Origin of the sequence: Amycolatopsis sp. NPDC051102 (assembly GCF_040682815.1) — a bacterium.
Lineage (GTDB): Bacteria > Actinomycetota > Actinomycetes > Mycobacteriales > Pseudonocardiaceae > Amycolatopsis.
Map to the genome: position 1 here is coordinate 507,648 of NZ_JBFBBT010000002.1, position 12,119 is coordinate 519,766.

Here is a 12,119-nt window from a genome sequence, read left to right on the forward strand (position 1 = left end):
ACCCCCGTCGCGCCGCGGGTGTGCGCGCGCATCCGCAGCGGCGGCGCTTTCAGTCTGAGCCCCGACCGGGTTCGGCGGCATCGCCGACCGCAGCCCGCTCACCCCGGCCATCCGCGACGCACTGCCCGTCTGCGGTACGCCTGGTTGCGCGACCCCGAGGGCCACCGAGTGAAACTCATGCAGCAACGCTGCCTGAACCGCATCACCAGTGCTCGGCGCCATCCCCCCCTCAGGCGGCGCCGGAGCCGGCCCACCGCCGACCCTAACCCGCGTGGTTGCAACCACGCGGGTTCACCCGTGCGGATGGCCGCCGCCCAGTGCGCCCAATACGGTTCGGTAAGTCAGGTCGGCCCGTGCGCCCACCTCGCCCGCCGCGTCGCCCAGCATCGGTGAGCTGGTCGGCAGCTGGGCCGCTTCGTGGACGATGGCCAGGTACACAGCGCAGCACCAGGCCGGGTCGGGGGCGGTGATTTCGCCGGCTTCGCGCAGCCGCCGGAACAGCAGTTCGAGCCCGGCCGTGACCTCGGGGCTCATGGGTGTCATCTTGGTGGCCGGGTCCGCGGTGAGCTCCATGATCGCCCGGTTGCCGGCCTTGAGCTCGAAGAGCAGCTCAGTCAGCCGGTACAGCGCCGCGATGGGGGGCGCCGTCGCCACTCGTGCCTGCTCGAGCCCGCACACGTAACGCTCGTTGAGCACGCCGGTCAGCGCCTCCAGCAGCGCCTTGCGAGAGGAGAACCGGCGATGGACGGTGGCGCGCGCCAGCCCCGCGGCGTCGGCGATCCGTTCCAGCGTCGCGTTCGCGTCGACGGCGAGCACCTCTTCGGCGGCGGCCAGGATCCGCGCGGTGCTGCGCTCCGCGTCCGCCCGCAAGGGCCGCGACCCGGCGGCTGCGCTCACGCGAAACTCCTCTCCACCTCGGCTCGCCTGACGACGTCCCACGTCAGTTTACATCCGAGTCTTGTCGGTCTGACTTCCCAGCTTAAATGATACTGTCGTGTAGCATTTAGGAGACCAACCAAGACACAGAAGGAGAGCCACCATGGATCTGGATCTCGCGGGCAAGCGCGTCCTGGTGACCGGGGCGAGCAGGGGCATCGGACTGGCGACGGTCGAGGCGTTCATCGCCGAAGGCGCCACAGTCGTCGCCGTGTCGCGCAAGAGCACTCCCGAGCTCGAAGCCACCGGCGCGACATTCGTGTCCGCCGACCTGTTCGACGTGACCGCGCCGCAGCGGGTGCTCGACACCGTGCTCGCAGACGACCCCCGGCTCGACGTGCTCGTCAACAACGCCGGCGGTGGCGACGCGACCGACGCCGACCTCGCCGACCCTATCGGCGGTTCCCGCGCGGCGTGGGGCGACGTCCTCGCGCTCAACCTCGGCGCCGCCGTGGAGATGACCCGGGCCGCGTTGCCGGCCCTGTCGCGGGCGCGGGGTGCGATCGTGAACATCAGCTCGAGTTCCGCGCGCGACCCCCGCGCGGTGCCGCTGTCCTACGCCGCGGCCAAGGCCGCGCTGAACGCGTTCTCCCGTGGGCTGGCGGACAAGGTCGGGGAGACGGGTGTCCGGGTCAACGTCGTCACGCCCGGTGCTACCCGGACCGCGATCCTGACGAGCCCGGACGGCTACATCGGGAAGCTGTCGGCGAGCATGGGCCTGGACCACGAGACGGTGCTCGCGGCCATGCCCGAGCAGTCGGGAATGGTGACCGGCAAGCTGATCGAGCCCGCGGAGATCGCCCGGGCGGTGCTCCTCCTGGCGTCGCCGACGATGCCGAGCGCGGCGGGCTCCAACTGGACCGTCGACGGCGGCACCCTCAAGACCCCGTAGGAGCCACGCGGATCAAACGGCTTTCAGCACGCTCGCGGCGACGATGACCGCGCAGATGATCCCGTTCAGGACGCGGTGGTCGACGAGGATGGCGGCGAACTCCCGCAGCGTGGCGCTCGGCCAGAAGTACCAGGCCGTGGGCGCGCCGATCACCTGGCCGTTCACCTTGACCTTGCGGGCGACCAACGCCGCGCGCAGCACGTGGAAGTTGTTCGTGACGACGACGCAACGGTAGTGCGGGTTCCGCTCGCGCATGAGGGCAGCGCTGAAGGCGAGGTTTTCCCGGGTCGTCCGCGACCGGTCCTCCAGGACGATCCGCTCGCGCGGCACGCCCCGCCCGACGAGGTAGTCCGCCATCGCGTGCGACTCGGGCAGCTCCTCCCCCGGCCCCTGTCCGCCCGAGGTGACCAGCAGCGGCGACCGGCCCTTGCGGTCCTCGGCGGCCAGCACCTGCCGCCCGCGTTCGAGCCGGCCGGCCAGCAGCGGCGGCACGTTCTTCCCGCCGAGCAGGCCGGACCCGAGCACCACCACGAAGTCGAGCGCGCGGCGGCCGCGGATCCGGCCGTAGACCAGCGAATACAACAGGAAGCAGACGAACAGGAACGACAGGTACGCGACGATCCCGTCGATGCTGTCGCGCACCGCCTCCAGCGGCGCCCACCCGAGCTGCCCGACCACGAAGTCGAAGGCGATCAGCGCGACGATCCCCGCTCCGGCCGCCAGTGACAGCAGGTTGGCCGGGCGGCGGCCTTCACGCCGCAACATCGTCACGCCGTTGCCGATCAGGAACACCGCGAGCACCACGATGGTCAGCGGGATCAGCGCGAGCAGCCCGAACGCGACGATCGCGGCGGCTCCCGGCGAGATCGACGCCAGCAGCGCGATCAGCGTCAAGCCGAGGAAGGCGAGCGCGAAGAACAGGTAGAAGCCGTTGCGCAGCCGGCGCCGTTCGAGCAGGAAGCTGACCAGGAAGACGCCGAAGCAGAAGACGGCCGCGCCGAGCGGCAGCAGGGCGGGGTTCACGCGATCTCCCGCCGTCGCCAGGTCGCCAGGAACACCAGCGCCGCGGCGATGGAGCCGGCGGAGGCGAACGAGGTGGCGGCCAGGTAGACGACCCAGGCGTTGCCGCGCACGGTTTCCGCGTAGCCCTCGCCGGCCAGCGCCGCCCCGATCAGGAAGGAGCCCAGGGCGAAGAAGACCAGTCCGCCGATCGCCGCGATCGTCACGACGAGCACGCGCGGGACCCGGCGCGGTCCGTCGTGGCGGCGCACGATCCCGCGGCGCGCCAGCCACCACGAAGCCAGGCAGGCGAGGCCGAGCGCGATCGCGTCCGCGGCCAGGGTGTCGGACAGCCGGTGCCACTTCGCCGTCACGGTGTAGGCGCCGATGCCGACGGCCCACGAGAGGAGGAAGAACAGCGTGACGCCGCGCCAGCGGTAGGGCACCACGAGCAGCGCGGCGAACAGGACCGTCATCGCGATCGTGGTGTGCCCGCTGGGCAGGCTGTTCCCGGCGTAGTGCCCGGTCAGCGGCACCAGCGCCGGCCGGGGCAGCACGAACCGCTTGAGCACCTGCGTCACGAGCTGACCGGCCACGATCACGCCCACGGCCGCGAAGGCGAGATCGGCACGCCGGCGCAGCAACCCGACGAGCCCGACCAGGACGACCGCGACGGCCAGGGAGTAGACGGTGATCCGGCCCAGGTTGTCGTCGGCGACGGCCTGATCGCGGGCCGCGGCCTCGTCGGCTCCGCGGAGCGCGGCGTTTTCCAGCGCCTGGCCGGGCACCGTCCAGACCGCGAGGAGGTACACGGCCACCAGAACGACGGCACTCACGGCCGCCACGACCAGCCAGCGGCGGGCGGGAACCAAACCAACCTCCTCGGACTACTCCGAACAGCTTAGTTACCTTCTGCGCACGGACGCACACCGAGGGTTCAAGCCGGTCAGGAGCCCGGACTTTCCGGCAACCGGACAGGTTGTGTCCGATATCGGGCAATAGCGTCGCGATCATGACAACGAACATCGTCCGACTGGCCTCCGTGCGCGTGATCACCGACGACCTGCCGCAGCTCGTCCGCTTCTACGAGGTCCTCACCGGCGCCACCCCGCAGTACCTGACCGACGACTTCGACATCGTGCAGGAGCCGACGTTGATGCCCTGGGGCAACATGTCCGTTCTGATCCGGGATGCCACCGGTCCTACCCTGAGTTGCCGCCGGGATCGACGATCGCTGCGGCGATCAGCTTCTGTCCCAGCGCGGCAACGACCCCGTGCAGAGCCAGGGATCTCAGCCGTTCTCGCCGGCGCCGAAGAAGTCGTCGAGGAACGTGACCAGATCGGGATGGCCCTCTTCGATCAGCTGGCGGGTGAGTACTTTTCTGCTCTCCTCGTTCGACATCCGCCGTCGCTGCCGCCAGTGCTTGATCTCCGCCTTGTCGCGGCGCCTGCGGGCAGACTTCTCGACGTGGTCCAGAGCCATGGGATGGCCGGCTTCCGCGGCGATGCGGTAACGGTCTTCGGCGATGGCGTGGTCGCCGCGCTGCCTGGCGAGGTCGGCGTAGTTGTACAGCGCTTGGACACAGCCGGCGTCACCCGCGCGAGCGCACCAGGTCTCGGCGGCGGCCAGGTCGTGGTGCTGGTAAGCGAGTATGGCGAGTTGGAACATGGCGTCGGACTCGCCGCACTCGGCGGCCTCGGTCCACCATCGGCGTGCCTCGGCGACGTCGCCGCGCTTGCTGTGCAGCACACCCATCTCCGTCATCGCCGGTCCGAACCCGGCCTGTGCCGAGGCGCGCCACCAGCGCTCGGCGTCCCCGTGCCGGCCGAGTTCGGTGTAGGTGAGGCCGAGGTTGTGCATCGCGTGCGGGTCACCGTCCTCCGCGGCGGTCGTCCACGTCGCGATGGCGCGGTCGAGCAGCCGGTCGTCGCCGGTCGCACGACTGGCGATGAACTGCGCGTAGCCGGAAGCGAGCAGAGCGGCCGGGTTGCCGCTGCGGATCGCGTGCCGGATCACATCTGCGGCTTCGCTGCGGCCCTCACGCAAGGCCGTCAGCGCGACCTGAAACGTCCAGGGATCCGTTTCGTCGCCGTCGAGCAACGCCCGCCACGTCGCGTCCGGGATCGCGGCGCTGCCTGGGTCGGCCTGGGTCTGGTCCACCAGGTAGTCGAACGCGGAGAACCGGTCGTCCGCCTCGGGTTGCAGGCAGGAACTGGCTCCACGCACCGGCGTCGTCGCCCACTCGAACGCCTCGTCGAGATGCGGCCGGCGCAGGCGGTTGCGCATGCGCGGTTCGAGGTAGGTCGGGTACAACGCCTCCAGCACCCCGCGCGCCACAGGAGAGGAATAGCCCGCACGGTGACAGTCGACCGCTGCGGAGACCAGTGCGGCACCCACCTCGTGCTCCCCGTCCCGGCCCGCGCGCCAGTGGACGAGCACCTCGGGTGCGGCGGCCAGGTGCTCGGCCAGCCCGGCACCGGTGCGGTCGGCGAGCGCGGCGGCGATCCGCGAGTCGGCCTGCTGGCGGCGGGCCGCCCGTCGTTCGTCCTGGTCGAGGTCACGAGCCAGCCGGATGGTGCGCGCCGTGGCCAGCAGGTACTGCGCCGAGCGGGCCATCTGGTGATACCGGTCGTCACCTCCGATCATGCGACGTGTCTCCGATCGCAGGGTCGCCAGCAACAGGACGTCCGTCCGGCCCGCAGGGCACACCACGGTCACCAGCCCGGTGTCGAGACCGTCCGGGGTGAGATACCGCTCGAGGTCGTCCAGCCACACGACGACGTGCCGCAACGGCTCGCCGGACTCCACCAGCAGCCGCAGCGCGACGCCGTCCTTGGGCACCAGCACCGATCGCCAACCGCACGACGGCGCGTTACGGCGGACCGCTTCCCATGCGGTCCGGGTTTTACCCGCGGCCGAGTTGCCCTCCACCACGACGAACCCGCCGCCCGCCACCGCCCGGTCCAGGTCGGCATCCACCGTTCGTGCCACATAGGGTGGGAGCAGCGGGAGGTCCGCGGCCTGAACCGGCCGGTGCACGCGCAGATCACGGACCGGGTCGCAGTCGTCGATCGGCCGGTCCAGCAGCGCGCCCGTGCGGCGCAACTTCTCAACGGTCACCTCCGGCCCCGGACCGCCGACGTGCACACCGCCGTGCACAACACCGGCCTGGAGGACGTGACCGTGCACTGTTCCGGAGATCTCGTTGTTCGTCACCGGTGCGGGCTGTTCCCGGTCTCCGGTCGCAGCCGTGCGGTGCAACTCGTGCAGCACCGCCGTCTCCAACTCCTCCGGTGACGACACCACCACGACGGCCACGCCGCTGTCGCGCAGCCGGCGCCGGAACTCCTCCTGCCGTGCGCCGTGCACCGGATCCGGATCGCGCAGCGACCCGTCGGCGTCCTCCGACAGCAGGAACACCAAGCGCGGCAGGCCCGACTTGCCTGCCGCCTCGAACTCCAGCTCGGGGTGGGACAAGCCGGGCCGGTCCCGGACCGGCGGCCCGTACCGGAATCCCACCACCAGCAGGCATACGTCGGCCTCCGCGACGACTTGCCGGCACACAGCCTCCGGCGTGTCGGCACGCGCGGCGATGTCCACCACCGCGTCGCCGGCACGTGCCACCGCAGACTCGGCCGCGGCCACGTAGGACCTGGCCGGTGGAGACTGGCGCAGCTCCGCGGTGTGACTGATGAACACCCGCCTGGGCGGTCCGCCCGCTCGGCCTACCGACACCTGACCATCACCCGTTCCCCATCCCGCCGAGCATCACCGAGTCGCTCACGGTCGTCGTGAACACCGCGAGGTGCGCTGACGACTTCTCCGCCGGTCATGGGTGTGGTGTTGATCCACACCCATATCGCGACGAGCACCGCACTCAGTACGCCGAGGCTCAGGAGATGTTGCCGGGCTCGTGACGTCGACCATGTTCGTACGTCGCCACACGCATGGCCCGTGCTACATCGTGACCACGTCGCCCAGCTGGGTCCAGCCCGACCTGGTCGGCGAGATCGTCTACCGACAATTCACCCGCGCCGGCCGCGTCCGCCACACCGCCTGGCGCGGCCTTTCGCGCCGACAAGAACCTGCCGACGTTCTCGCCCCTCGATCTGTCCACGCGCCCGCCGCGGCGTCAGCCGCAAAACCCGGTCCAGCCGAGTCAGCGTCCCAGGCACCGGTCGGCCGGCGCATCACCGTTCAAGCGGGCGATCGACGCCTCACCTCGTCCAACCTGGGCAAGCCGCTCTACCCAGACGGCTTCAGCAAGGGCGAGGTGATCGACTACTACTCCCACATCGCCAACGTTCTGCTGCCCCACCTGCCGGGCCGGCCGGCGACCTTCATCCGGTTCCCCGACGGCGTCGGCGGGGCAGCAGTTCGGTGAGGTCGCCGTGGGTGACCGCCGAGTGCGCCACCGCCCGCAAGGACAGGAGGTCGTCGAGGGTCAGCCGGCCGACGATCTGCCGGTATTCCGCCTGCTCTTCGAGCGTGTACAGGAGCTGGACGAGAATGGGCCCGAGGTGGCCGCGCTGGACCGGGCCGGCGAGCCGAGCCAGGAAATCCGTCCGGTCGGCGTCGGCCTCCGCCAAGTACCGCGCGATCACCCACTCGGCGAACGTCTGGTGGAAGAAGCGCGGCGGCAGCGAAGAACTTGTGCGCGACGCCGGCCACGGCCAGCTGGGGATGTTCTCGGGGTCGATCTCGTCGATCACTCCGGGAGTTTGACACTGATCAATCGTGTGACAATCAGATCGAAGAAATCTCCGAAGTAGTCGAACATGCGGCTGCTTGTGAGAATTTACGGTCGGTCGATGGCAGCGATAGCCAGCCGGCACCGAAACGGGTACCGCCGTTCGGCTGCTTACTCGGGCCGACAAGCCGGGTTACGTGAACTCCCTTTGTCGCATATCAAAGATGTGAACCTCACGCTCGGTACTCAATTACGACGAGTGGAGCAGCAGGCTAGACCAGTGGCAAGGCAGTGCTGCGCATCGCTCTCCTGCATGTTGATTTTGCCCGTTGTGAGCGAGCTGTCACCGCCTCTACAGTGGCCCGCGTGTCTCTGGAGATCGAGTCACACTTCCATCGGATTCGGTTGACGAACCGTCACCCCATTTCAAGGAGCAGGCTTTGCTTGGAAACGCCATGAGCAGCGGCCGGGTTGGCACTCGCCGCGCCGCGCTCGGGCTCGCCCTCACCGTCGTGGCCGCCGCAGCCCTCACCGGTTGCAGCGCGCTCGGCTCGGCCCCCTCGAACGCCTCGTCGGCCGGGGGCGGTGGTCCGGAGAAGGCGAAGATCAGGGTCGCGATCTTGCCCACCGTCGACACCGGACCGTTGTGGCTGGCCCAGGACAACGGCTATTTCAAGGCAGAGGGTCTCGAGGTCGAGGCGGTCATGGCGGCGAGTGGTCAGGCGGCCCTGACGAAAGTGGTTTCCGGCGAAGTCGACATTGCGATCTCGAGCTACTTTCCGTTCTTCCTCGCGAAGAGCACGGGCACGGCCGATATCCAGCTCGTTGCGGACGCGACCTCGGTCAGCCCCAAGTCCGTCGCGATCGTCGCCGCGCCGAATTCGCCGGTGAAGACGGTCAACGACCTGCAGGGCAAGCGGATAGCCATGACGGCCAGGAACACGGCGAGCGATCTGCTGGCCAAGTCCCTGATGAAGGACCACGGCGTCGATATCGACAAGGTGAACTGGGTCCAGAGCGCGTTCCCGAACACCACAGCGGCGCTGGCGTCGGGGCAGGTGGACGCAGCGTTGCTGCCCGAGCCGTTCCTTTCGCAGGCCGCCAAGACCCTCGGCGCGATCCCGGTGATCGACGTCAACTCCGGTGCCACCCAGGACTTCCCGCTTTCCGGTTATGGTGCCGTCACGAAGTGGGTGCAGGCGAACCCGAAGACCCTCACTGCCTTCCAGCGCGCGCTGCAGAAGGCCACCAGTGACACCAACAGCGACCGCTCCAAGATCGAGCCGCTGCTGGTCAAGTACGCGAAGATCGACGGAGACACGGCCAAGCTGCTCAGCTTGCCCAGCTTCAGCGCCAAGCTGGACGCCCGGCGCCTGCAGCGGGTGCCCGACCTGATGCTCCAGATGGGCGCGATCGCGAGCAAGGTCGACGCCGCGGCGATGATCGCGCCGCAGGCGAACAGCTGAGGAGCGGTCGCTGTTGCGCTGCCGGGTCGGCTCGCTCCCGCATTGAGAGAGTTCGCCTCCCGACCGAATCGGCCGGCAAGGCGTTCGTTCCCACCGGACGTGCGTGACGCCCGTGCCCGTCGTCAGCTGCAGCGGGTCCAGGACCTGATGCTGACGACGGGCGTCCCGGCGAAACCGGTGGTACCGGAGTGTCAGTACAGCGACTTTTCCGCAGATGTGACGCGGATGTGCACCAGTGTCGGACGTTTGTCGTCCAAGGCTGCCGTCAAACCCGGGGCGAGGCTCGACGGCTCCGTGATTGTCACACTGTGGCAACCCATGCCGGCGGCCAGCGCCGCGAAGTCGATGCCACCCAGTTCCGTGCCGGGTAGCTTCGCGCCGCCGATCGAGTCGCCGAAGATGCGGACCGCCGCGTACTCGGTGTTGTCGAGGATCAGGATCGTCACCGGGAGGTCATGCCGCGCGGCCGTCCACAGTGCCTGGATGCCGTACATGCTGGAGCCGTCGCCGATGACGCCGACCACCTTGCGGTCCGGGCGGCCCAGTGCCGCGCCGACCGCGCCGGGGACGCCGTATCCCAGCGTGCCGCTGGCGACCGTCAGGAAGCCCGTGTCGGTCGCCGTGATCGGCAGGTGGTCGTGCAGCACTCCGCGGTGGCTGGGCGCTTCTTCGACGACGATCGCGTTGTCCGGCAGCAGTTCCGCGAGCGTTGCGTAGACGAATGCTCCGGTGAGCGCCTGCCCGCTCGGCGTCGTGGGTCGCGTGCGTGGCGACGGCGCGGGCCGGTCGCTTCGGACGACCGCGTTGAGCAGGGCGCGGATGCCGAGCTTCGGGGTGGCGCGGATTCCGGTGCCGTCGAAGGCGCGCGCGAGGATCTGCTCGTCGTCGCTGACGATGAACAGCGGCGGCATCGCAGCATCGCCGCGTCCGCGGTCGACGTGGTAGGTGAAGGCCGGCGCCCCGAGGACGACGACGAGGTCGTGGCCCTTGAGGCGGTCGGAGACCGCGCCGCGTTCGGGCTCCAGGAAACCTTGGAACAGCGGGTGGTCTTCGGGGAACGAGCACCGGGACGACATCGGCGCGACGTACACGCCGGCGTTGGTGCGCTCGGCGAACGCGACGGTCTCTTCGACCGCGGCGTCCTGGTCGACGGCGCTCCCGACGACGATCGCCGGCCGTTCGGAGCTTGCGAGCGCGGTGGCGAGTTCGTCGACGGCTTCGGGATCCGGCGCGAAGCCGCGGACACGCGGCCGGGCAATGACGGGCCGCTCGGTGGTGGCGGTCCAGTCGTCGGCCGGGACGGACACGAAGACCGGACCGGGCGGCGCTTGCGTCGCGACGTGGTAGGCGCGCGCCAGTGCGGCCGGAACGTCCTCGGCGCACGCCGGCTCGATCGACCACTTCACGTACGGCTTGGGGAACTCGGGCGCGGCCACGGCGCCGAGGAACGGGTCGTGCGGCAGGAGTGCGCGGTTCTGCTGCCCGGCGAGGATGATCAACGGGGTTCGGTTGCGGTAGGCGGTGAAGAGGCTGCCGAGCCCGTGCCCGACACCGCCCGCGGAGTGCAGGTTGACCAAGACGGCTTGGCGGTTGGCCTGCGCGTAAGCGTCAGCCATCGCCACGACGGCGGATTCCTGCAGACCGAGGACGTAGTCGAAGTCGTCCGGCCAGTCGGTGAGGAACGGGACCTCGGTGGTGCCGGGGTTGCCGAATACTGTGGTGAGGCCGAGTTCGCGAAGGAGTTCGCGGGTGGCGTCCAGGACCGTGCGCTTGTTCATGTCCACAGAGTAATGCTTAGTTTTGCGAAGGAAATCCCCCAAAGGGCCGCCCGGACCTGCGACGGACACGGCGCGCCACTGGAAAAGAAGGACCCCGCGAGCCACCGTCAAGGACACACGGGGTCCGGCCGACCGCCGAGCTCAACACAATTGAGGGACGGCGAGCAGCCCACGGCCGCGGCGTTTCCGCCAGCAGGTTCGGCCGAGGGCACGAGAATAGCGATCATCCGGCGGGCGCGGAAGGGGTTCCGGCCGACTCACGAAGGAACGTGTACCGGCCGGATTCACCCGCGGCCGCCCGGCTTTGCGGCTCCTCGCGGTCAGCGTGCGCGCCGGGCCTGCTCAGCCGCGGCGGCCACGCGCCCCGACCGTCATCCAGCTGTAGTCCACAAAGGATGACGTCTCGTACGCCGCGTACGCCTCGTCGAGAACCTCCCTGGTGACCAAACCGGAGGTGAGTGCGTGCTCCTCGACGAGCTTCGTGGTGTTCTTGAGCCACGCCGCCAGCGGTTGCCCGCCTCGCGCCGGCAGGACCACACCCTCTGCGGCACAGTCGATCAGGCCGGCTGCCTCCAGTGGAACCGGCAGGGACCGGGCCCACTCCGGCGCAGTGCCGACCCGGTCCGTCATGACCTTCGCCAGAGCCGTCAGGGTCTGGCGGGTCGCCGGGTGCGAAGACAACCCGGGCAGCGGGGTGCCGATCTCGATGAGCAGCCACCCGCCGGGCGTGAGCCACGTCGCCAGCCGCTTGATCACGGCCTCGCGCTCGGGCAGGTGCTCCAGCACGAACCGGGTGTGGATGACGTCGAATTCTCCGGGCGCGTCGTCCGTGGTGACGTCGTGGTGCAGGACGGTCACCCCGAGGTCGGCGAGCGGGTCGAGGAACGTGAGGCTGAGGTCCGTCGCCACCACGTTCTCCGGGCCGGCCAGCTCGGCCATCCTGGCCGCCACCGAACCGGCTCCGGCACCGACCTCCAGGCAGCGCCATCCTTCCCGAACTCCCAGACTGTCGAGTTGCCGGAAGCTGAACGGATCGAAGGCTTCTTCGAGCAGGCGGAGCCGACGGTGCTCGGCCTGCGCGTGAGTGTCGACGAAGGTGTTCCAGCCGATGGTTTGTGACATCCGGTTTCCTCATTCGATCAGATCGGGCGACGACGCATCGTACGGGTCGCCACACCGCGTCCGACAGGGGCAAAACCCCACTTTTTTTCGCGGCGAACAACTCGACCACACGAACGCGCGGGACGTGATGGGCGTCACAATGTGTCCACTCTTTGCACAGTCCACGCCGGACGGTCAGACCGGAACGTCCTGTCGAGAGCTGCGACGAAGCCTGACATGAGACATTTTGCCGACC

At 69.4% G+C, this 12,119-nt stretch carries 10 protein-coding genes; 3 read left to right on the forward strand and 7 right to left on the reverse strand.

Annotation, left to right across the window (positions count from 1 at the left end; genetic code table 11):
* Positions 1–291: 291 nt before the first annotated feature.
* A complete protein-coding gene (locus tag AB0M93_RS08270) occupies positions 292–897 on the reverse strand; it encodes a helix-turn-helix domain-containing protein (protein ID WP_364269736.1) in 606 nt (201 codons plus the stop codon).
* Positions 898–1,039: 142 nt separating this feature from the next.
* Between AB0M93_RS08270 and AB0M93_RS08275 the strand changes: the two genes are divergently transcribed.
* Entirely contained in the window at positions 1,040–1,828 is a 789-nt protein-coding gene (locus AB0M93_RS08275) for an SDR family NAD(P)-dependent oxidoreductase (protein ID WP_364269738.1), read from the forward strand.
* A 12-nt stretch (positions 1,829–1,840) separates the two neighbouring features.
* Here the strand turns inward: AB0M93_RS08275 and AB0M93_RS08280 are convergent, their stop codons facing one another.
* From AB0M93_RS08280 to AB0M93_RS08290, 3 genes are all read right to left on the reverse strand, one after another.
* Positions 1,841–2,851 carry a YdcF family protein gene (locus tag AB0M93_RS08280; RefSeq protein ID WP_364269740.1) on the reverse strand — a complete coding sequence of 337 codons (1,011 nt, stop codon included), beginning with the start codon at positions 2,849–2,851 and terminating at the stop codon, positions 1,841–1,843.
* A complete protein-coding gene (locus AB0M93_RS08285; RefSeq protein ID WP_364269742.1) occupies positions 2,848–3,699 on the reverse strand; it encodes a phosphatase PAP2 family protein in 852 nt (283 codons plus the stop codon). The genes AB0M93_RS08280 and AB0M93_RS08285 overlap by 4 nt, the downstream gene beginning before the upstream one ends.
* A gap of 419 nt (positions 3,700–4,118) precedes the next feature.
* Positions 4,119–6,563, reverse strand: a complete 2,445-nt coding sequence (locus tag AB0M93_RS08290) for a DUF4062 domain-containing protein (protein WP_364269744.1) — start codon at positions 6,561–6,563, stop codon at positions 4,119–4,121.
* Positions 6,564–6,741: 178 nt separating this feature from the next.
* On the opposite strand from AB0M93_RS08290, the gene AB0M93_RS08295 reads away from it, so the two are divergent.
* Positions 6,742–7,212, forward strand: a complete 471-nt coding sequence (locus AB0M93_RS08295) for a hypothetical protein (protein WP_364269746.1) — start codon at positions 6,742–6,744, stop codon at positions 7,210–7,212.
* On the opposite strand, the gene AB0M93_RS08300 is transcribed toward AB0M93_RS08295, so the two are convergent.
* On the reverse strand, positions 7,169–7,540 hold the full coding sequence (locus AB0M93_RS08300) for a hypothetical protein (protein ID WP_364269748.1): 372 nt from the start codon (positions 7,538–7,540) through the stop codon (positions 7,169–7,171). The genes AB0M93_RS08295 and AB0M93_RS08300 overlap by 44 nt on opposite strands.
* Positions 7,541–7,973: 433 nt before the next feature.
* Here AB0M93_RS08300 and AB0M93_RS08305 point away from each other — a divergent pair, with 433 nt between their 5' ends.
* Positions 7,974–8,984, forward strand: coding sequence for an ABC transporter substrate-binding protein (locus AB0M93_RS08305; protein ID WP_364269750.1), 1,011 nt, complete (start codon positions 7,974–7,976; stop codon positions 8,982–8,984).
* A 191-nt stretch (positions 8,985–9,175) separates the two neighbouring features.
* On the opposite strand, the gene mdlC is transcribed toward AB0M93_RS08305, so the two are convergent.
* Positions 9,176–10,762: a benzoylformate decarboxylase gene (gene mdlC / locus AB0M93_RS08310; RefSeq protein ID WP_364269752.1), complete on the reverse strand. Its 1,587-nt coding sequence runs from the start codon at positions 10,760–10,762 to the stop codon at positions 9,176–9,178.
* Positions 10,763–11,104: 342 nt separating this feature from the next.
* Positions 11,105–11,884 carry a methyltransferase domain-containing protein gene (locus AB0M93_RS08315; RefSeq protein WP_364269754.1) on the reverse strand — a complete coding sequence of 260 codons (780 nt, stop codon included), beginning with the start codon at positions 11,882–11,884 and terminating at the stop codon, positions 11,105–11,107.
* Positions 11,885–12,119 lie beyond the last annotated feature (235 nt).

Excerpts from the sequence above, each read along its gene's own strand:
- AB0M93_RS08315 (WP_364269754.1), bottom strand. The coding sequence starts at position 11,884 with ATGTCACAAACCATCGGCTGGAACACCTTCGTCGACACTCACGCGCAG.
- mdlC (WP_364269752.1), bottom strand. The coding sequence starts at position 10,762 with ATGAACAAGCGCACGGTCCTGGACGCCACCCGCGAACTCCTTCGCGAA.
- AB0M93_RS08305 (WP_364269750.1), top strand. The coding sequence starts at position 7,974 with ATGAGCAGCGGCCGGGTTGGCACTCGCCGCGCCGCGCTCGGGCTCGCC.
- AB0M93_RS08275 (WP_364269738.1), top strand. The coding sequence starts at position 1,040 with ATGGATCTGGATCTCGCGGGCAAGCGCGTCCTGGTGACCGGGGCGAGC.